This is a genomic window from Streptomyces sp. NPDC111656 (genome assembly GCF_055656965.1).
The window spans coordinates 98630-118314 of sequence record NZ_JBVKCA010000023.1 but is presented as its reverse complement, the minus strand read 5'-3'; the positions used below and the strand labels follow the sequence as shown (position 1 = coordinate 118314).

At 69.1% G+C, this 19685-nt stretch carries 18 protein-coding genes and 3 pseudogenes; 11 read left to right on the top strand and 10 right to left on the bottom strand.

Translation table 11 applies throughout. The features are described from left to right. Positions 1-343 precede the first annotated feature (343 nt). The 6 genes from ACZ7M3_RS43590 (at position 344) to ACZ7M3_RS43565 (ending at position 5192) form a co-directional block, all read left to right on the top strand. Positions 344-1570, top strand: a complete 1227-nt coding sequence (locus ACZ7M3_RS43590) for an acyl-CoA dehydrogenase family protein (RefSeq protein WP_472071244.1) — start codon at positions 344-346, stop codon at positions 1568-1570. A 5-nt stretch (positions 1571-1575) separates the two neighbouring features. After that, positions 1576-2808, top strand: a complete 1233-nt coding sequence (locus ACZ7M3_RS43585) for a CaiB/BaiF CoA transferase family protein (RefSeq protein WP_472071242.1) — start codon at positions 1576-1578, stop codon at positions 2806-2808. Further along, positions 2805-3059, top strand: a complete 255-nt coding sequence (locus ACZ7M3_RS43580) for a hypothetical protein (RefSeq protein ID WP_472071240.1) — start codon at positions 2805-2807, stop codon at positions 3057-3059. Before ACZ7M3_RS43585 ends, ACZ7M3_RS43580 begins: the two co-directional genes overlap by 4 nt. Before the next feature lie 63 nt (positions 3060-3122). Then, positions 3123-3293 (top strand): hypothetical protein, encoded by a 171-nt coding sequence (locus ACZ7M3_RS43575; protein WP_472071238.1) that lies wholly within the window; start codon positions 3123-3125, stop codon positions 3291-3293. Between the two features lie 7 nt (positions 3294-3300). Further along, positions 3301-4290 (top strand): 3-hydroxyacyl-CoA dehydrogenase NAD-binding domain-containing protein, encoded by a 990-nt coding sequence (locus tag ACZ7M3_RS43570; protein ID WP_472071236.1) that lies wholly within the window; start codon positions 3301-3303, stop codon positions 4288-4290. Then, entirely contained in the window at positions 4287-5192 is a 906-nt protein-coding gene (locus tag ACZ7M3_RS43565) for a 3-hydroxyacyl-CoA dehydrogenase (RefSeq protein ID WP_472071234.1), read from the top strand. The genes ACZ7M3_RS43570 and ACZ7M3_RS43565 overlap by 4 nt, the downstream gene beginning before the upstream one ends. Here the strand turns inward: ACZ7M3_RS43565 and ACZ7M3_RS43560 are convergent. From ACZ7M3_RS43560 to ACZ7M3_RS43540, 5 genes and pseudogenes are all read right to left on the bottom strand, one after another. Further along, complete coding sequence (locus ACZ7M3_RS43560; protein WP_472071232.1) at positions 5146-5367, bottom strand: hypothetical protein; 222 nt, start codon at positions 5365-5367, stop codon at positions 5146-5148. The two genes, ACZ7M3_RS43565 and ACZ7M3_RS43560, sit on opposite strands and share 47 nt — an antisense overlap. A gap of 142 nt (positions 5368-5509) precedes the next feature. After that, positions 5510-6285, bottom strand: a pseudogene (locus ACZ7M3_RS43555) (SDR family oxidoreductase). A 106-nt stretch (positions 6286-6391) separates the two neighbouring features. Beyond that, positions 6392-6973, bottom strand: a complete 582-nt coding sequence (locus ACZ7M3_RS43550; RefSeq protein ID WP_472071230.1) for an NADPH-dependent FMN reductase — start codon at positions 6971-6973, stop codon at positions 6392-6394. 208 nt (positions 6974-7181) lie between these two features. Next, the gene (locus tag ACZ7M3_RS43545; protein WP_472071228.1) at positions 7182-8105 is read right to left on the bottom strand and encodes an RNA polymerase sigma-70 factor; all 924 of its coding nucleotides are present in this window, start codon (positions 8103-8105) and stop codon (positions 7182-7184) included. 106 nt (positions 8106-8211) lie between these two features. After that, positions 8212-9033 carry an NAD-dependent epimerase/dehydratase family protein gene (locus ACZ7M3_RS43540; protein WP_472071226.1) on the bottom strand — a complete coding sequence of 274 codons (822 nt, stop codon included), beginning with the start codon at positions 9031-9033 and terminating at the stop codon, positions 8212-8214. Between the two features lie 828 nt (positions 9034-9861). Here ACZ7M3_RS43540 and ACZ7M3_RS43535 point away from each other — a divergent pair. Both ACZ7M3_RS43535 and ACZ7M3_RS43530 read left to right on the top strand, forming a co-directional pair. Beyond that, on the top strand, positions 9862-10128 hold the full coding sequence (locus ACZ7M3_RS43535) for a hypothetical protein (protein WP_472071224.1): 267 nt from the start codon (positions 9862-9864) through the stop codon (positions 10126-10128). 372 nt (positions 10129-10500) lie between these two features. Beyond that, positions 10501-11220: an SLAC1 family transporter gene (locus tag ACZ7M3_RS43530; protein WP_472071222.1), complete on the top strand. Its 720-nt coding sequence runs from the start codon at positions 10501-10503 to the stop codon at positions 11218-11220. Between the two features lie 58 nt (positions 11221-11278). Here the strand turns inward: ACZ7M3_RS43530 and ACZ7M3_RS43525 are convergent. Further along, positions 11279-11530 (bottom strand): annotated as a pseudogene (locus ACZ7M3_RS43525) (SLAC1 family transporter); the annotation flags it as partial. On the opposite strand from ACZ7M3_RS43525, the pseudogene ACZ7M3_RS43520 reads away from it, so the two are divergent. Next, positions 11484-14059: pseudogene (locus ACZ7M3_RS43520) on the top strand (multifunctional oxoglutarate decarboxylase/oxoglutarate dehydrogenase thiamine pyrophosphate-binding subunit/dihydrolipoyllysine-residue succinyltransferase subunit); the annotation flags it as partial. The pseudogenes ACZ7M3_RS43525 and ACZ7M3_RS43520 sit on opposite strands and share 47 nt — an antisense overlap. Before the next feature lie 128 nt (positions 14060-14187). On the opposite strand, the gene ACZ7M3_RS43515 reads toward ACZ7M3_RS43520, so the two are convergent. Continuing rightward, positions 14188-14982, bottom strand: a complete 795-nt coding sequence (locus ACZ7M3_RS43515) for an SDR family NAD(P)-dependent oxidoreductase (protein WP_472071220.1) — start codon at positions 14980-14982, stop codon at positions 14188-14190. A gap of 467 nt (positions 14983-15449) precedes the next feature. On the opposite strand from ACZ7M3_RS43515, the gene ACZ7M3_RS43510 reads away from it, so the two are divergent. Further along, positions 15450-16220 carry an oxidoreductase gene (locus tag ACZ7M3_RS43510; protein WP_472071218.1) on the top strand — a complete coding sequence of 257 codons (771 nt, stop codon included), beginning with the start codon at positions 15450-15452 and terminating at the stop codon, positions 16218-16220. Between the two features lie 69 nt (positions 16221-16289). Here ACZ7M3_RS43510 and ACZ7M3_RS43505 read toward each other — a convergent pair whose 3' ends face one another. Further along, entirely contained in the window at positions 16290-17108 is an 819-nt protein-coding gene (locus tag ACZ7M3_RS43505; protein WP_472071216.1) for a LysR family transcriptional regulator, read from the bottom strand. Positions 17109-17323: 215 nt separating this feature from the next. On the opposite strand from ACZ7M3_RS43505, the gene ACZ7M3_RS43500 reads away from it, so the two are divergent. Then, a complete protein-coding gene (locus ACZ7M3_RS43500) occupies positions 17324-17815 on the top strand; it encodes a hypothetical protein (protein ID WP_472071214.1) in 492 nt (163 codons plus the stop codon). A 403-nt stretch (positions 17816-18218) separates the two neighbouring features. Here the strand turns inward: ACZ7M3_RS43500 and ACZ7M3_RS43495 are convergent, their stop codons facing one another. Next, positions 18219-19232, bottom strand: a complete 1014-nt coding sequence (locus ACZ7M3_RS43495) for a hypothetical protein (protein WP_472071212.1) — start codon at positions 19230-19232, stop codon at positions 18219-18221. After that, positions 19229-19675 carry a hypothetical protein gene (locus tag ACZ7M3_RS43490; RefSeq protein ID WP_472071210.1) on the bottom strand — a complete coding sequence of 149 codons (447 nt, stop codon included), beginning with the start codon at positions 19673-19675 and terminating at the stop codon, positions 19229-19231. Before ACZ7M3_RS43490 ends, ACZ7M3_RS43495 begins: the two co-directional genes overlap by 4 nt. Positions 19676-19685: the final 10 nt, after the last annotated feature.

Genomic DNA, 19685 nt, shown 5'->3' with positions numbered 1-19685 from the left:
TAGGTGGCGCTCGGCGGCGATGGCTCCGGCCAGGGCCGTGACCTTCTCCGGGTCTGTAGTGGCGGCCGGCCGCCGCACTGGCAAGTTCGTCCATCTCCTCCCTGGCCCGGGCCAGACGCTCGTAGCGGCCCTGCGTTGACCCGCCGGTAGACCTCCCGCACCGGGCGGGGCCGGGCCAGTGGAGTGGTCCGCAGCGACAACGGCACTTCGGCGCGGCGCGGGTCCGGGGGACCGGCCGGGGATCCGCGTTAAATCGCGCCGGAGAACCGATACGCCAGGAGCGGAGAGCGCTGACGGGCGTGGATCTCCGGGCCACGCCCCACAGCGCTTGAGGGAGATTGCAATGAGCGGCACAACGACCTTGCCGACACCGTCCGGTCCCTACCTGGACAAGGGGCTGCTGCCCGCCGACTTCTACGCCTACGAGGACCTGCTGTCGGACAGGGAGCGGGAGAAGGTCGAGTCCGTGCGCGAGTTCCTCCGCAAGCGGGTCGCACCGATCGTCGACGACCACTGGGCCCGGGCCGAGTTCCCCTTCCAGCTGATCGAGGGCTTCGGGGGGCTCGGTCTGATGGACTGGGCCGACCCGGACTCGCCGGAATCCAAGCCGAGCAACCTCTTCGCGGGCTTCCTCGCGCTGGAGTTGGCGCATGTCGACGCGTCCGTGGCCACGTTCGTGGGCGTGCACACGGGTCTGGCCATGGGCACCATCCTGACCTGCGGCTCCGACGAACAGAAGCGTCGGTGGCTGCCGGAGATGAGCCGCTTCGGGAAGATCGGCGCCTTCGGGCTGACCGAGCCGCACGGCGGATCCGACGTGGCCGGCGGCCTGCAGACGACCGCGCGCCGTGACGGCGACGAATGGATCCTCGACGGCGCGAAGCGGTGGATCGGAAACGCGACGTTCGCCGACCTGGTGGTCGTCTGGGCCCGCGATGTCGAGACCCGTCATGTGCTGGGCTTCGTCGTGGAGAAGGACACCCCCGGGTTCACCGCGACGAAGATCGAGAACAAGATGGCGCTGCGGATCGTGCAGAACGCCGACATCGTGCTCGGCGGCTGCCGTGTTCCGGAGGCCAACCGGCTGCAGAACGCGAACTCGTTCAAGGACACCGCCAAGATCCTGCGCCAGACGCGCAGCGGAGTGGCGTGGCAGTCGGTGGGAGTGATGTTCGCCGCCTACGAGATCGCCCTGCAGTACGCGAAGGAGCGCGAGCAGTTCGGACGTCCGATCGGGGGCTTCCAGCTCGTGCAGGACCTGCTCGTGAAGATGCTCGGCAACGCCACGGCCTCGTGCGGGATGATGGTGCGCCTGGCCCAGTTGCAGGACGCCGGGGTGTTCCGGGACGAACAGTCCGCCCTGGCGAAGGCCTACTGCACCGTGCGGATGCGCGAGAACGTGGGGTGGGCGCGGGAACTGCTGGCAGGCAACGGCATCATCCTCGACTACAAGGTCGGCCGCTTCGTCGCCGACGCCGAGGCCATCTACTCGTACGAGGGCACGCGGGAGATCCAGACCCTCATCGTCGGACGCGCCGTCACCGACGGCCTGAGCGCCTTCGTGAGGTGACAACGATGACCACCGAATCCGTCTTCACCGGTCTGAAGGTCCTCGACGCGTCGACCTTCATCGCGGGACCGGCCGCAGCCACTGTGCTCTCCGACTTCGGAGCGGACGTCATCAAGATCGAGCCACCGGGAAAGGGCGACCCCCAGCGAATGTTGAGCTCCGTGCCGCCCAGTCCCCGGGCACGGGCCAACTACAGCTGGCACCTCACCAACCGCAACAAGCGCGGCATGGTCATCGACCTGAAGTCGCCGGCGGCCACCAAGATCCTCAAACGCCTGGTCGAGTGGGCCGACGTGGTGATCACCAACTTCCCGCACGGCACCCGCGAGAAGCTGCACCTCGGCTACGACGAGGTCGCGGGCTGGAACCCGCAGGTCGTCTACGCCGACATCACGGGCTTCGGGGATGCCGGCCTCGACGCCGGGCAGCCGGGCTTCGACCTGACCGCATACTGGGCGCGCAGCGGGCTGCTGGCCTCCACCCGGGACGCGGGGGCCCCGCCGACGGCCCCGGTCTGGGGCAGCGGCGACTACATGTCGGCGATCGGGATCTACGCGGCGATCGTGACCGCCCTCTACCGCCGCGAGCGGACGGGACAAGGGGCCAGCGTCGGGACGTCACTGCTCGCCGAGGGCGTCTGGGCCACGGGAACGCTCGTGGCCGGCGCGCTCGCCGACGGCACGCCGTTCGAGTTGCACGACCGGAAGAAGCCGGCGAACCCGCTGATCAACCCTTACCAGACCGCCGACGGTGAATGGTTCATGCTTGTCACCTCAGCACCGCACTGGCCGGGACTGACCCGGGCCATCGGGCACCCGGAGCTGCTCGAGGATCCCCGTTTCGCGGACATCGAGGGCTTCGTCAGGAACTCCACCGCGCTGACCGAGCTGCTCGACGCCGAGTTCCGTTCGCGGCCCTTCGCCCACTGGAAGGACGCCCTGACCCGGGAACGCGTCACCTACAGCCTCATTCAGACGCCGGAGGAGACCGCGCGGGATCCGCAGCTGCGCGCGAACGACATCGTCGTACCGCTGGAAGGAGTCAGTGGGCTGGAGTACACCATCAACAGCCCGGTCAACCTGCGAGGCGTCGCGAAGGTCCCGGCGAAGCGGGCACCGGACCTGGGCGAGCACAACGACGAGGTCCTCGCCGAGCTGGGATTCAGCCCCGCAGAGATCGTCGAGCTGCGCGCCGAGGGAGCGATTCCCGACCCGGCGGAAGCGGAGGGGGCGCGATGAGCACTACGCCCGACGCGTCGGGCGTAGTGCTCCACGAGCGCCGCGACAGCGTGACGACCATCGCCGTCACCATCTCCATCAACCGCCAGGCGCAGAAGAACGCCGTCGACCACGAGGGCGCGGTACAGCTCGCGACGGTCGTGGGCCGAGGCCATACGTGGTCCCGGGACGGCAGAGGGCGAACAGGTCAGGCTGCCGCGCCTGCTTCCGCTCCACCTCGCCGCGCGTACTGCCCACGCGTGAGCCGCTGAACGCCGCCGACGGCAGCCGTCAAGGAGGTCCTGCGCGAAACACAGGGCCTGAAGGAGAGCGACGTGTTCAGACACCAGGGCGAGCTCACGAGCGGGCCGGCTGCGGGCCAGGACGCGCAGGAAGGCGCACGGGCGTTCGCCGACAAACGTGCCCTCCACCCGGCGCGGCCGCTGATGCCGGTCACCTCAGCCGCCTTTCCCCCGCAGCCCGTGTCCGACTTTCAGGAGCAGTGAACCAGTCATGAACGCACACAAGGCCGTCCACCGCGTAGCGATCGTCGGCACCGGCACGATCGGTGCGAGCTGGGCGACGCACTACCTCGTCCGAGGCTTCGACGTCACGGCGACGGACCCCGCCCCCACCGCGGAGACGGCCCTGCGGTCGTATGTGGAGGCGGCATGGGACACGGCAGCTTCGATCGGGCTCGCGCCCGAAGCGTCGCCCGATCGCCTGAGATTCACCTCGGACATGCGGCAGGCCGTCGCGGACGCCGACTTCGTACAGGAGAACGCGCCGGAGCGTCCGGAACTCAAGGTCAAGCTGTTCGCCGACATCGACGACGCCACGCCGCCGGACGCGATCATCGCGTCGAGTTCCTCGGGCATCACGATGAGCGTCATCCAGGCCGAATGCCGACGTCCGGAACGGACCGTCATCGGCCATCCCTTCAACCCGCCACATGTCGTCCCGCTGGTCGAGGTCGTGGGCGGGACGAAGACCGCCCCGGAGACGATCCGGGACGTCATGTCGTTCTACGCCGCGATCGGCAAGAAGCCGATTCACCTCAAGAAGGAGCTTCCAGGGCACGTCGCCAATCGAATCCAGGCCGCGCTGTACCGAGAGGTCGTGTACCTGGTCCAAGAGGGAGTGCTCGACGTGGCGGACTCCGACGACGCGGTGTCCTGGGGGCCGGGGCTCAGATGGGGCGTCATGGGTCCCCATCTGCTGTGGCATCTCGGCGGAGGGGAGGGCGGCATCGAGCACTTCATGGACACTCTGATGCCGCGGATGGTGGCGTCCTGGCAGGACCTGGGCACCCCCGAGTTCACGCCCGAGCTCAAGGAGCAGATCGTGGCCGGTGTCCTGCAGGAGGCGCACGGCGACTCGGTCGATGAGCTGGCCGCCCGGCGCGACGCGATGCTGTCCGCCCTACTGGCCGTGCGGGCCGAGCACGACCCGTCCGGCCAGCGGAGCGCCGCAGCCGGTCGCTCGGCGAAGGAGGAATCGTGACGCGGCCCCAGGAAAGACTGTTCGTGCTCGAGGCCAGCAGCGGCGGTCGCCTGTTCTCCGCGAACCCCGACGGCTCCGACAAGAAGGTCATCGTCACCGGGTGCAGGATCCCCGACGGGGTCGCCGTCGATGTCCGGGCCGGGCACATCTACTGGACGAACATGGGCCGTCCGCCGGAGAGCGACGGCTCGATCGAACGCGTGGACCTGGACGGAGGCAACCGGACGACGATCGTCGCGAGCGGTGGCACGCATACGCCGAAGCAACTCCACTTCGAGGCCGCCGGCCGGAAGCTGTACTGGGGTGATCGCGAAGGCATGCGCGTGATGCGCTGCGACCTCGACGGCCACAACGTCGAGACGCTCGTACAGACGGGACAGGGAGAGTACGACCGCCGCGACGAGACCAAGTGGTGCGTGGGAGTCGCCGTCGACCCGGTCGGCGGACACCTCTACTGGACACAGAAGGGCCCGAGTGACGCGGGACTCGGGAAGATCCTGCGAGCCGGAATCGACCTGCCCGCTGGGGAAAGTGCGGCCGAACGCGGCGACATCGAGGTGCTGTTCGAGGGGCTGCCCGAGCCGATCGACCTGGAGCTCGACCTCACGCGGCGCATGCTGTACTGGACGGATCGCGGCGACCCGCCGCGGGGCAACAGTGTGAACCGCTCGCCGGTGGACGCGCCGGAAGGGCAGCGGACACCCGAGATCCTGCTGACCCACCTCATGGAGGGCATCGGCCTCGCCCTCGATCCCGACGACGGCCGCATGTACGTGACCGACCTCGCCGGGAACGTGTACGCGGCCGACCTCGACGGATCGAACCGGAGCGAGATCCTCATCCTGCAGGGCAACCTCACCGGCATCGCACGTGCCGTGCTGCCGACCGGAACGACGGGATAGGCGTGAACTTCGCCCCGCTCTGGCAGAAGCAGACGACCTTGCCGTCCGGTGTGTAGGCGGGCATGCCGTACCAGAGCTTCGGCGCGGGGACCGGTGCGCCGGCTGTGATGACGGCATGGACGCGTTCGGCCTTGATCCGGTCCGAGTCCTGCATCTCGGCGATCTTCGCGAGCACGTCCCGCTCCGCCTCCGCAGCCTTGTCCGCGCGCGCCGCGGCGCGCCGCTGTTTACCGCAGCCTGCTGTCAACCCGCCCCATCGACGAGGCCGCGATCGACGGGGCGAATTCGTTGCGGAGACAACAGCTCGGCGGTCGCCATCACCAGGGCACCGGGCCGTCCTCGCTGAAGAACCCACCGGTCGGGCCGCCCGCGCAGAGCGTGGCAGGCGCACCAAGACCGCGGCGCCCTGCGCGACCGTGAGGTACCCGCTGTGGTTGTTGACCTCCGTGTCGACGTAGCCGGGGTCGGCGGCGTTGATGAGGATGCCGTTCTTGCGCAGTTCGTTGGCGTATTGCATGGTCAGTGCGTTCAGTGCGTTCAGTGCGGCCTTGGAGGGCGTGTATGCGGCCGACGTCGGCAGAGCCGCCAGCGGGCCGTCCGGGTCGCTCGTGATGGTCAGCGACCCGGCGGCGCTACTGACGTTGACGATGCGTGGCGCCGGTGACCTTCGCATCAGCGGGAGCATGGCGTTGGTCACCGCGATCACCCCGAAGACGTTCGTCTCGAACACCGCCCGGACCATGTCCAGGTCGACGGAGCTTGGGACTTGATCGTGGGCGTCTTCGGGAGAGACCTGTCCGGAGCCGGTGACGCCGGCGTTGTTGATCAGCACGTCGAGGTGGCCGAAGCGTTCCTCGATCTGCTGTGCGGCCGTCCGGGCGGTGGCCTGGTCGGTGACGTCCAGGACGACCGCGTGCGCGTTGCCGCCGGTCGCGCGCAACGCCGCAGCGGCATCCTCGCCACGTCGTGGGTTTCTGGCACCGATCAGGACCGTCATGCCCAGCGCAGTGAGCTGCTCGGCAGCCGCACGGCCGATCCCCTTGTTCGCCCCGGTGATCAGCGCGATCTTCTGGTGTGTGGCGTACTTGCTCATGACCAGTTCCTTCCTATCGGATGGCGGCGTCCAGTGACCCGTGCAGAGGTCCGACGCCGACGCCGCGTCTGAGGAGGTCGGTGACGATGGAGGGGGTTTCGGCCGTTCAAGCAGCGGCCCGAGAAGTTGCGCGCAGCGGGCCGAGCGCCTGCGCCCACGCCAGCAGCTCGTCGACCAGCCCATGCACCTCCGCCACGTGCGGCTCCTGCGGTCGGAAGTCGGTAAAGGCCTCGAAGTCCTCGCGCAGCGACAGCGCCACCTGAGGCCCGATGTCCGCCATCCGCAACGGGCCTGCCTGCGCACGGAGCTTCTGCACCGCCATGACCGCGCCGAAGATGCCGTAGCCGACGTAACCGACCGGCTTGCCGCCCCACTCCGCATAGAGGTAGTCGATGGCATTGGTGAGGGCGGCGGGCGGGGCGGTGTTGTACTCGGGCGTGACGACGATGAAGGCGTCGCACGATCCGATCCGCTCGGACCATCGCTGCGTGTGCGGCCGTCGGCCCGGTACCATGCGCGCTGGCACGGGCTCGTCGAGCAGCGGCAGCGCGTAGTCCTTCAGGTCCACGAGCTCGAAGTCCGCGACGTCGCCTGCGTGTTCAACCGCCAGGTCCCGCACCCATTGGGCCACCTGGTCGCCGTTCCGGCCGGGGCGGGTGCTGCCGATGATGATGCCGGTCCTGATCATGTCCGATTCTCCTGTGCTGGTCTTGGATCTGGTCTTGGTTCTGGTTCGTGTGCGCCGAACCTGTCGCTGCTTGGTTTCTGGTTGGGGCGCGGCAAACCGTCGCAGTCCGCCGCTGTTTGCCCGAGCGGTGCGTGGCCGGTGCGTGGGCGGTGTCGGAGGCGCCTACTTGTCCGCGGTCGGGAGCTCGTAGCCACTTCCTCGGCTGCGGTCAGTCGGCGTCCCGACGGACCTGTTGTGTTTCGCGCAGGACCGCCCATGGGTCAGCCACGGGGCCCATGTGCCCGAGCTTGTCGGGGTTGCTCACCGTGCGGATCGTCTGGATCCGTCCGTCGAGGATGTCGAGAGTCCAGGTGTTGAGGACCTTGCCGTCCGGGTCGCGGAAGATCGCGCCCGGCTGGCCGTTCACCTGGTGCTGTTCCACGATGCCGCCGATCTGGATGAACGGCGGTAGGAGGGTCGCGAGCACCTGGGACACATGGTCGGCGCCGAAGAAGCCCCTGGCCCACTGCGGGGCCTTGCCGCCGCCGTCCCCGACCAGCGACACGTCGCCGGCGAGGAGCTCCCGCAGCCCGTCGATGTTCCCCTCCCGCAAGGCGTCGAAGAACCGCTCGGCGAGCTTCTCGCGCTCCTTGCGGTCGGCCTCGAACCGGGGTCGGCCCGCGTCCATGTGGCGGCGTGCCCGCACCGCGAGCTGGCGGCACGCTGCCTCCGATCTGCCCACCGCCGAGGCGATGTCCGGGAATCTGAAGGCGAAGACCTCCCGCAGGACGAAGACCGCACGTTCCAGCGGGCTGAGCCGTTCCAGCAGCAACAGGGATGCCATCGACAACGTGTCGGCCAGTTCCGCCGAGTGCTCCGGGTCCTCGTAGGGGTCGGCGAGCAGCGGCTCGGGGAACCACGGCCCGACGTACTCCTCCCGCCGTAGGCGGGCCGAGCGCAGCACGTCGATCGAGATCCGGGTGACCACGGTCGAGAGGAACGCCTTTGTCGACGTGGGCCGGGTCGCGGAGAGCTCGTAGCGCAGCCAGGTCTCCTGGACCGCGTCCTCGGCCTCGCTCACGCTGCGCAGGATCCGGTAGGCGATCGAGAACAGCAGTGGCCGCAGCTGTTCGAACTCCTCGGTCCGGGTCACGCCAGCCCGTCCTGGAAGCCCTGCCGCCACGACGGACAGCGCGGCTCCCAGCCGAGCTCCCGCTTGGCCTTCGCGTTGGAGAGGCCCCGCCCTTCGGTCATCATCGTCACCACCACCTGTCCGGCCAGCAGCCGGGCCAGCCACGGGGGGATGCGCACCGGCCGTTTCGCCCCCGCGCACGCCGCGAGATGGGGCAGCCACTCGTCGGCCGGCGCCGGGTCGTCATCGACGATGTTGAACACCCCCTCGCTTTCTGCTCGACGGCCAGGACCGTGGCGCTCGCCGCGTCGTCGAGATGGATCCAGGAGGCATAGCCGGTGCCGTTGCCGACCAGCGGGAACTGCCGCTTGCGCACGAGTACGACCTGGTCGTCGGTGGCGCCGGGCCCGTAGAACGCGCCGTATCGCATCACCGCGCCGCCGGCGCTGGTGACGGCATCCTCGACGTGGCGCAGCGCTGCCATCGCCGGGTGCGCGGGTGTTTTCTCGTGCAGGTCCAGCGGGTCCTCCTCGGTCTTCACCCAGCCGCCCTCGCGGATCCCGTTCCAGTTGGCGTAGCCCTGCGCGACGAAGTGCGGCACGCCGGTCGCCTCGGCGGCGGTCAGTAGGTGATCGGTTCCCTCGGTGCGCAGCCTGATGGTGGGCAGGGACCACCGGTCGAAGTGCTTCAGGTCGGGCTTGCTGGCGTGAGTCATGCTGATCCCGGTCATCTGGTGCACGATCACGTCCGGGCGTGCCGCCGCCACCGCTTCGCCGACGGACATCGGGTCCAGCCCGTCCATCACGACGCCGTCCGCGCCCAGTTGCTCCACGAAGCCGAGCTTGGCCGTGCTCGTCGTCGTGGCCGTCACCCGGTGACCACGAGCCACGAGCTGCGGCACCAGCCACCGTCCCAGGACTCCACTCCCGCCTGCCACGAACACCCGCATGACCATCACCTTCCTGCTTTCGGAGTCTGACTTCGACGATCTGAGACGAGACAGCCCCGCCGTTCTGTGACATCGGAGGGCGGGGAGGGAAATGGCGGGCGGAGGGGGAGGCCGTCGGCGCCGCCCGGGCACGGCCCGAGACGAGGACGGGCCCGCCGTACGTTGGCCGGTCGGCAGGTCGTCATGAAGGGCCCGGGCTGCCGACCCGTTGAGCAGCCAAAGAGCCCGGCTGACGAGTCACCGGCAGCCGGGCCAGGGCTCTTGCCCTTCCCCGGCGAGAGGGGGCGTGGGCACGGTCGCGACCTGGTTCGTCATCGACGGCGCGGCGCCGGCAGCGGCTGCCGTCAGCTACACCAAGTGCATGGTGGTGACGCGGCTCGCCGGCGATGGTGATCCCGATGAGGACACCGTCCCCCTGCTCGAGGCACTGCGGATCAGCGGGCACATCCCCGGCACGGTTTCCACCCCCTGGCGCGGTCTGGCCGGTCGGCCGCCGGTCGGGCCAGTGCCTGGGGAATCGCCTGGTCACAGCCTCTGGGGAATGACGTCGGTGTCGGCCATCGGGCGCCGGGGTCCGTCGTTCCGGGAGTGCGGGCGCGTACGGAGTGCTCTAGCGTCGTATGAGCGAGGGTGGCCGATACCGGGCCGATCGGGTCTCGGAGGAAGCGCACACGACCCGCATGACAGGCACGGCATACCGCCTGCTCCACCCCTGTGGTGCTCGATCCCTGGGGGATTCCGTCTCTCGCGTTCGCTCGCCGCCGCCCCCGCCCGCGGTCCGGCGCGCGCAGGATCGCGTGATCCGACCCAGAGAGCAGGTGCATCCTCATGCGTCGTTCGGCTTGTATTCCCAGTGTTCTCGCCGGCCTGGCCCTCGCCCTGGGCGGCACCGTCATCGCCGCACCAGCCGCCCACGCGGACATCGCGGCCTGCGAGAACCAAGTCGGGGACCAGGGCACCCAGGTCACGGACGCCGTCCGGATGGGGTGTTACGTCGGCCTGGTGGGCGACCAGAGCGGCTGTGTCGGCGATCTGACCCGGGCCGGGGTGGCGGGCGCCGTCGCAATCGAGGCATGCCGCCAGGCCCCGGAGTAGTCGGCGGTCCCGTACGCGCCCCTTTGGCTCGCCCCACGTCGAGTCCGCCCCGAGGGGCGCGCGAGAGTGCGTCATGTCCGGCGTCCGGCAGCCGGGTTCGAAGAAGCGCCGCCCGTCTACGAAACGCGGCAGGCGTTGAACAATGACGAGTTGTCAGGGGAGGGTGATCTTTACGGGCCACGCGTGGTTTCGGGAACCACGGTCGGCAGTCGGCCGACCGGGGTGCCGCATCCCGGCCGGTACACGGTCGCGGCCGGCTGGGGCGGCCCTGAGGGACTGCCGCACTGTGGCGGTCGCTCGATATGTGCTCCATGCCCCTCGCATCTGGACATGACCGGCGGTGCCGCCCCAGTCCCGCCATACGTTTGGGCCATGAATTCCTCCTCGTCCGCCCGTCCTTCGCCGCCCGCCGCAGACACAACCACGCGTGGGGTATTCGGCCCCAGCTGGTTCGCGGCGGTCATGGGCACGGGCATCGTCGCCAACGCGGCGGTCACGCTGCCCCGGACCTTTCCCGGGCTGCGGACGTTCGCCACGGTGGTCTGGCTGGGTGCTGCGCTGCTGCTGATCCTGCTGGCCGTCGGTTATCTCAGGCAGCGGGCGCTGCGGGTACACGCGGCTGATCCGGTGGCGGCCCAGTTCTTCGGCGCGCCGCCAGTGGCGCTGCTCACGGTGGGCGCCGGGGCGCTGGTGTTGGGCCGGCGGCTGTTCGGGCTCGAGGCAGCGCTGCGTCTGGACTGGGCGCTCTGGTCACTCGGTACCGTGCTCGGTCTCGTCACAGCGTGCACGGTGCCGTACCTGATGGTCACCCGGCACCGCTTCGCGCCGGACGCGGCGTTCGGCGGCTGGCTGATGCCGGTGGTGCCGCCGATGGTCTCCGCCGCGACGGGCGCGCTGCTGGTGCCCCACGCACCGGCCGGGCAACTGCGGCTCGCCCTGCTGCTGGGGTGTTACGCGATGCTGGGGCTCGGCTTCGTCGCGGCGCTGCTGGTGCTGGCCATGATCTACGGGCGACTGGTGCACCACGACGTACCTGCAGCAACAGTGGTGCCCACGGTGTGGATCGGCCTGGGGGCGTTGGGCCGCATGTGAACAGCTGCGATCCGGTCCGCGCCGCGAGAGCGCTCGTGGCCGTCACGCAGGCGCCCACCGGGAAGATGAAGGACCACCATGTGGGGGCGAACGGCAGCCCACCCCGGACCGTCCGTGCGGTCAGCCCCGCGGCGAGCGCCAGCCACATCATGGCGAAGCCCCATACCGACACTCCCCCCAGCAGCGCGGCGACCGCGTTGTTCGCCTCCCCGATCCCCGGGGCCCGCCGAGAAGCGCGCGACGGCGCGACGACCGCGCGGGAGAGCACGGACGAGGCGGCCGTCAAAGCGGTCCGCGTTGCCGAGTTCATCGAGGCGTATCAGTCCGCGGACATCTGGTGGCCGATACCGACCCGCTCACGGCAGGACGGGTGGCCGCGCATCCGGAACTCGAGCTCACGGCATTCGGGCTCCGGGACGATGACCTGCAAAGAGAGTTCGTCGTCGACGGGTTCTCGTGGCAGGCCACCATGACGCTTCGCGATGTGCTGCATGCGCTGCAGGAGTCGTGCTGCCGTACCGTCGGCACCGAGTACATGTACATCCAGAGCTCTCAAGAATGCCGCTGGATCCAGCAGCGGATCGAATCGCCTCAGCCCCCGCCGGACGTCGCCGAACAATTGCAGATTCTCTACCGGTTGGGTGCGGCAGAGGCTTTTGAGACGTTCCTGCAGACCAAGTACGTGGGACAGAAGCGGTATTCGCTCGAAGGCGGCGAGTCGGCGATCGTGCTGCTCGACGCTCTGCTGCTCCGCTGCATCGGGCAGGGGGCGGGGGAAGCCGTCATCGGTATGGCACACCGGGGTCGGCTCAATGTGCTGGCCGACATCATCGGCAAGTCCTACGCGGAGATCTTCGATGAGTTCGAGGATGCGGTGGACATCCGGTCGGTCCAGGGATCCGGCGACGTGAAGTACCACCTCGGTGCGGAAGGGACCTACCGTGCGTTGGACGGCGGCATGATCGCCGTCTGTGTGGTGGCGAACCCCTCGCATCTGGAGCTGGTGGGGCCGGTGGCCCCGGGGGTGGTGTGCGCCAAGCAGGACAGGGCGGCAGACGGTGGGGAAGCCTTCTCCGTCCTGCCGATCGCCGTCCATGGCGATGCCGCGTTCGCCGGTCAGGGCGTGGTCTTCGAGACGCTGAACATGTCCCAGCTGCCCGGCTACCGCAGCGGCGGGACGATGCACATCGTCATCAACAACCAGCTCGGCTTCACCACCTCGCCCGCCAACGGCCGTTCGAGCGCATACGCCACCGATGTGGCACGGACGGTCCAGGCCCCCATCTTCCATGTCAGCGCAGACGACCCCGAGGCCGTGGTCCGGGTCGCGCGCCTGGCCTTCGACTATCGTCAGGCGTTCCACAAGGACGTCGTCGTCGATCTGATCTGCTATCGGCGCCACGGGCACAGCGAGGTCGACGATCCCTCCATCACGCAGCCGGCGATGTACGACCGCATCGACGCCAGGGCTTCGGTGCGCAAGCTGTACGCCGAGGCGCTTGTCCGCCGGGGACGACAACACCGAGCGGCAGGTGGAAGGCGCCTTGCGGGACTATCGGGGGCACCTCGAACGGGCCTTCACGCAGACCCGGGCGCGTCCGGTGCCCCTCTCCCCGACGCCTGTGAACCCCGTGAACCACCTGAACGCCATTGACCCCGTGAACGCTCAGCATGCGGCCGCCTCCCAGGTGGCGACCGCGATCACGGAGGCCGACGCCCGCCAGGTGATCGCTTCCCAGACCGCTGTGCCGGGAGGTTTCACCGTGCACGCGCGCGTTCTTCCGCAGCTCCAGAGGCGGACCCCGACGCTGGGTGCGGGAACGATCGACTGGGCCACCGCGGAAACACTGGCCATCGGCTCCCTGTTGCTGGACGGGGTTGCGGTGCGGCTGGCCGGGCAGGACGCCCGCCGTGGCACGTTCGGCCAACGGCACGCCGTGCTCACCGACCGGCGCACCGGCGCGGAGCACACGCCACTGAGCTCCCTAGGCCCGCGGGCCGCCGACTTCGCACCCTACGACTCGATGTTGTCGGAACTGGGCGCGCTGGCCTTCGAGTACGGCTACTCACTGGCGCGGCCCGACGCTCTGGTGCTGTAGGAGGCCCAGTTCGGCGACTTCGCCAACGGAGCGCAGGCCGTGATCGACGAGTACATCGCGTCACCCGAACAGAAATGGGGCCAACGCTCCGGGGTGACACTGTTGCTGTCGCACGGCCTGGAAGGGCAGGGGCCCGACCACTCCTCCGGCAGGATCGAGCGGTTCCTCCAGCTCCGCGCGCAGGGGAACATGACCGTCGCCATGCCCTCCCTGCCGGGCAACTACTTCCATCTGCTCAGGCAGCAAGCGCTCGGCGAGCACAGAAGGCCACTGGTCGTCTTCACGCCGAAGTCGATGCTGCGGTCGAAGGTGGCTACCTCCGGGCTGACGGAGCTCACTTGGGCGCGTTCCGTGCGGTCATACCGGATGAGACGGCGGACACCGCCCGGATCAGGCGCGTGCTGGTGTGCTCGGGCAAGGTCTTCTACGACCTGGACGCCCGTCGGCGAAGCGCCGGTCCGTCGGACACCGCGATCGTCCGCGTGGAGCGTCTCTACCCGTTCCCCACGGAGGAGCTAGGCGCGGAACTCGCCCGTTTCCCCGCTGGGGCCGAGGTGCGATGGGTGCAGGAGGAGCCGGAGAACCAAGGTGCATGGTCCTTCGTGAGGCCCCATGTGCACCGGCCGGCGGGCCGTCCCGTCGTATGCGTCAGCCGCCCGCAGGCGCCGGCCCCAGCCGTGGGTTCTGCCCGCCGGCATGCCGGCGAACAGCAGGACCTCGTGAGGTCGGCCTTCCACTGACCGTGCCGCCCCAACGGTGCGGACCGGGCCCGGAGGGGGACGGACTCCGTTGTGAGGACACCGGGCGCGGCCGAGGCGCGGAGCGGTGCCGACCTCGTCGGACACGGGCGATGGGGTTCGGGCCGCACTCAGGGGAGGATGGAATCGACGTACCCTCCGTCGACCCGCAGTGCGCCGCCTGTGGTGGCGGACGCCAGGTCGGAGCTCAGGTAGACCACCATGTTGGCGATCTCCTCGGGTTCGATCAGGCGCTGCAGCAGCGACTGCGGGCGATGTTCTCGCATGAAGGCTCGCTGTGCCTCTTCCCAAGGGAGGTCACGGTCGACGAGTTGGTACACGAAATCCTCCACACCAGCGGTGTGGGTAGGGCCGGCGATGACGGAATTCACGGTGACGCGGGTCCCTGACGCATGCTTGGCGAAGCCACGGCTGACCGCGAGCAGGGCCGTCTTCGACATGCCGTAGTGGATCATCTCGGCGGGGATCACCACCGCAGAGTCGCTGGCGATGTATTGGACGCGGCCCCACCCCCGTTGGATCATCTGCGGCAGGTAGGTACGGGTGAGACGGACGGCGGCCAGCACGTTCACTTCGAAGTAGCGACGCCATTCGTCGTCCGTGATCTCCAACGGGTCCTTGGCGCCGAAGATGCCCAGATTGTTGATGAGGATGTCGACGTCCGGCAGGGCTTCCCGGGCGACGACGACGCCCTCCTCGGACGTGACATCGGCGGTGACCGGAAGGAAGTCGCCCTCCGGCACGTCGGCTTTGAGCTGTTCGATGGACTCCTCGACCCTGCCCCGGTCGCGTCCATTGACTCCAACCCGGGCGCCGGCCCGCGCTAGTCCGGCCGCGATCGCGGCTCCGATGCCTTGGGTGGATCCCGTCACCAACGCGGTCCGTCCAGTGAGGTCCAGGCGCATGTCTTTTCCTTCCCGACGAAGGTTCGGCGGCTGTCGGCCGTCATGGCACTTCTTCTCCTCCAAGTGCCCGATCATGTTCGGAAACCCTGGTATGGGGCAGTACGGGTGACAGCTTCTGGCTGGACGGCGTCCTCTGCCCGCTTCAGGAAAATGCATGCCGAAGACTGCATCCTGGTCCCCGGCACGGTGGCGCGGGGTGTGCAGGGCGTCATATGGGGACAGGCGCGGATTCCCTCGGCATTCATGAGACCTGGACACTCGCCTGATCACCGGCTCGGGGCCGGGGCGCCATAGGAATTCCCTATAGCAGCTGTTGATATTCAGTCTTTGCCTCTCGTTCCATTCCGGACCTACCGTGAAATCGCTCGACGAGGTGCTGGCCGCGAATTCTCCGAACATTCGCGCTCTGTGAACGGCGATCCTTCTTCCGGCGAGCGGACGAATACATAATTGAGGGGACCGGTGGCATGACCACGATCGAGAACGGGTCGGGAACGCGAGAAATCGCGGGAAAGCGGGCCCTGGTCACGGGTGGTTCTCGTGGAATCGGAGCGGCCGTCTTACGGCAACTCCTGGACGCGGGCGCCGAGGTGCTCACGACCGCCAGGTCGGCGACGAGCACGGTACCTGAGGGGGCCACCTTCGTGGAGGCCGACGTGCGGACACGGGCCGGAGCGGAGGCGCTCGCAGCGGCCGCGCAGGAGGTGTTCGGCGGGGTGGACATCCTGGTCCACAACGCGGGTGGGGCGGGACCGCACGCCGGCGCCGTGGCCATCCCCGACGAGGAGTGGCAGGACGCGCTGGACCTGAACTTCCTGGCGTCGGTGCGGCTGGACTCGCTGCTGGCACCGGGGATGCGGGAACGGCGTTCGGGGATGACCGTGCACATCTCCTCCGCTGCGGTCACCCTCACGCCACCACCGTTCCTGCACCACGTGGCGGCGAAGGTGGCGCTGGAGGCCTACAGCCGGGGACTGGCCTCGGAGCTGGCCCCGTTCGGAATCCGGGTCAACACCGTGTCTCCCGGCAGAACCGCCACCCCCGGCGGTGCAGCAACGCGGGAGCAGTGGGCGCGCCTGGACGCGGGGCCGGGCCAGGACAACACCACCCCGCCGCTCGGGCGCGATGGTCAGCCCGACGGCATCGCCCACGCCATGCTGTTCCTCATGTCCGACCGGGCGGGCTGGCTGACCGGGAGTAATCTCGTCGTGGACGGCGGTGAATTCCCCAGGGGTTGACGTCGACGGGATTCTGGAACGCCAGTTTCGACACGAAGAATTCAGCGCCACCCGCCCCCTTCTCGGCCGTCACGACACCGGAGAGAAGGAAACCGATTCGGACCAGGTCTCCTGACGCAGGAGTTCGAGCAGGGCCGTCTCCGCCGGGCCCGCGTTCTGCCGGACCACGGCGATGACGGGCTGGGACACGAGCGGGAACACCGGGCGAACGAGGTGCTCGTGACCGTGGGGCACCGCGGAGGCCGGGACGAGCGACACCCCCAGCCTGTGGGCGGCCCAGCGCACGGCCGTCGCCGTCTGGGACACGCGGGCGGCCGTGGTCGGGGTCAGGCCGTTGTCCCGCAGCACGTTCAGCAGCACGCCGTCGAGCGCGCTGTCGCGGTCGAACCTCACCCACGGCTCGCCCTCCAGTTCGCGCAGCTCGACCCGGTCCGCGGCGAGCTGCCGGTGTCCGGCGCCCAGCACCACGACGAACTCCTCCTCGTCGAGGTGGTGGGCGTCGGCGGGGCTCTGCTCGCATGCCGCCATCAGGGCGAGGTCCAACACGCCCCGGCGCCCGAGTTGTTCCAGCTCGGCGGAGCTCGGCTCCTCGAAGACGGTGACCTCCAGCCGTGGGAAGCGGCGGCGCAGCGCGTTCAGCGCGCCCGGCAGCTGCCGCGTGCCAAAGCCCATCTGCACCGCGCCCACCAGCTCGCCCACCAGCTCATCGGCACCGGCCCGCGCCGTCGCCCTCGCCCGCCGCGACGCCCTCACCGCGACCTCCGCCTCCCGTAGGAACGCGCGGCCGACCACGGTGGGCACCAGTCCGGTCGGCGTGCGGGCGAACAGTTTCACACCGAGTTCCCGCTCCAGGCGGCGGATCTGCTGGGACACCTGACGAAGGCTCATCGGCTTCCGTCCCCTCCCTGCGGTGGCCCGCGGTCCACCCCGCTGCAATCGTCGTAATAGGTGTGACAACACGGGAGGCGGTGCGTTTACCCCATGTGCGTCACCGACCGTACGGAGATGGCGGCGCGCTGACAGTGGAGCAGGGCATGATCTGATGGATGCGCTACACAAGTTGGACTTCAGATCGCTTGTTCGTCTCGTACCAGCAGTACTACTTGCAGGGCGACGACTTCCTCACCGAATACGACGACACCGACACGGTCGAGCGGATCTACACGGGAAACAGCTTGGCGGCCGGAGGCCCAGAACACCTCACGGTGCTCGCAGGCACGCACACCGGCTGGATACGCCTGACCACCCAGCAGTGCGCGGGCGAACCAGCTCTGCCGGCGCAGGAGTGGGAGACCGTGGTGGACGTGAGTATCTGCAGCACGAGCGGCGTCCTGCGGCTGTTCCGGTGGGGCGGAGACGTCGTGGAGGACGCCGGGAACTTCGCTACGGCCGGGGCAGGCTGGTACCGCGTCCGCGTACAGGCACGCGGGCGAGATGAAGGCGATGCGCACGAAGGCGACGGCCCCGTCGAGGAACACTTCATGACCGTCTGGCCGGCACCGCCGCAACCCGACGCAGTCCACACCGCGAACGACGCCTTCGCCCGCGCGCATTACGACCCCGCCCGGCCTCCCGGCCAGCCCATCCAACCCTGAGCACCTTCACCGGTATTCCGTGGCGCATCCAAGGCGGATCATCAATAGGCGTACGCCGACAGGTGGCTTCATCGGGCTCGTTGCCTGGGCCAATGCGCGTTCGATGGCGCTGCTCACGCCGACGACGCGATACCGGATGGCGGCCGCTGTGGGCAGGACACCGAAGGCCCTGACCGGGGTTACCGCGCTCATAGGGCCGAGACCGGTCTTGGAACCTAGCCTGGGCGCCGGGTACGCGGACTTCGACGCGGGTCAGGGCCCAGTCGAATCGGAGGATCCGTCCGCTGACCTACGGGGGCAACGGGTGGCAACGGCCGGGCTGCCCACGTACCCATCCTTGCCGCAGCCGCCCCGCGGCCCATGATCTGTTGTGTGATCGACACCCCCTGGGCAGATACGGGGATCAGCAGGTGGAGCGGCCGAGGGTGCCGCGCGCGGCGTACGGCACGAACTCGAGGCGGACCGTGTCGGTACGTGGGATGACCAGTGCCACTCCCGTGTCCGGCGTCCAGCTCTGCGGCAACAGCACGTATTGGTCGGCGGACTGGATGATTAGAACCATGCCTTCGTAGCGGTATGGGTATGCCGACTTGGTGTCGCGGCAGCGGAGTTCGCGGATGCCGGCGGCGTCGATGCCGAGGCTGCGCTCACTGCGCAGCACGACCGCGGTGGAGGTGGCCAGCTGGGATGCCAACTGCTGGGCGCGGCCTCGGCCGACGGCGGCGGCGTAGTCGCTCGCGGCCCAGATCAGACTCAGGCCGACGAGCACGAAGACGACCGCCCATTCGGCGACGGACGCCCACTCCGGGCGGTCGGGGCGAGGCTCTGGAGGACGAGGTTGGGGGCGTACGTCGTCGGGCCGGTCGGCTTCGGAAGGGTCAGCGTCGTCATCCGCAGGGGTCGGCCGGGTGAGCCGGAACGCGCCAACTGGCAGGCCGCGGCGCAGTTGCAGCGTGTACGCCAGCAGGACGACTCCGGCGGCAAGGCTCAGCGGCGCCGCCGCGAGGTGGGCGCGCAGGAAGAACCGGTCGTCGAGCACGCTCCACAGGCCGCCGAGCACGAGGAGGGCCCCGATGCCGGCGAGGGTGGGGACCAGGACGACCAGCACCCGCACGCGGCCGCCCGCGGCAAGGCGGATGCGCACCAGGTCATGGCCCCAGAAGGCGGCGAGACCCGCGGCGGCCGTCACCACCATGGGTACGAACAGGGAGTCCACGCTGATGACCAGGTAGTCGGTCGTGCCGAGGCCGAGCATCGTCGCGTCAACACCGAAGTAGGCGTAGAACCAGTAGGCCTGGTTGAGGCCGAAGTAGTAGAGCAGCCCGGTGATGAAGCTGGTGGGCGCGATGACCGCCCCGAACAGCGCGCCGAAGCGACGCATGCCGGGGACCGCCTCCACGCTCCCCGCGTCCGTCATGAGGGAGTGGTGGCCGACGACGAGGCACCCTGATCGGTCCCGGTCCCGGCGTCCGTGCCAGCGTCCTGACCGCCGTTGTCCTGTCCGGCGTCCGTTCCGGCGTCTTGACCGCCGTTGTCCTGCCCTGCGTCCTGGCCTGCGTTGTCTCCGCCCTGGGATGTCGTTCCCGCGGAGTCGTCGGGGGACGAGGTGGGTGGGCAGGGTGCCTTCACATGGATGTAGATGGGGTCGCCCCGGTAGTACGGCGTCCTGCTGGGCACGGCTTCGACGAAGCCGCAGTCCTGTCCGAAGTCGTGGGACACCGGCTGGCGTATGAGGTTGACGCAGACCGTGCCGCCGCACTGCGGTTTGAAGTAGCCCTCCAGAACTACCCAGTTTGCCCGACCCTGCTGGTCGTCTCCCAGGGGGACGCCCTCAAATTGATGGATCTTGGGCAGGTTCATGGGCGACCCC